Consider the following 304-nt stretch of genomic DNA (forward strand, 5'->3'; position numbering starts at 1 on the left):
ATTACGACTTTAACGATCGCCTGATACCGGCGGTCACACGATTGTTTTCGCGCCTGGTCGGAGTTGGCGTACCTGTTCCGGAGGAACTGCCCTAAATCGTCCCAGTGACGTGTTCAAGAGGAGATTTAAATGAGTATTTTTGAAGAAAGAGAGTCTGCGATCCGCGCTTATTGCCGAGTATATCCAGTGGTATTCGATAAAGCGGTTAATGCCCGTCAGACTGATGAAAGCGGCAAGGAATATATTGATTTTTTTGCGGGTGCCGGCGTGTTGAATTTTGGTCATAACAACCAGCGTATGACCA

At 47.4% G+C, this 304-nt stretch carries 1 pseudogene; it reads left to right on the forward strand.

Features of this window, described 5'->3' with window-relative positions:
• Window positions 1–129: 129 nt before the first annotated feature.
• Window positions 130–304: pseudogene (locus B3182_RS12145) on the forward strand (diaminobutyrate--2-oxoglutarate transaminase); the annotation flags it as partial.

It is taken from the genome of Methylophaga sp. UBA4204, from assembly GCF_002379485.1.
Classification (GTDB): Bacteria; Pseudomonadota; Gammaproteobacteria; order Nitrosococcales; family Methylophagaceae; genus Methylophaga.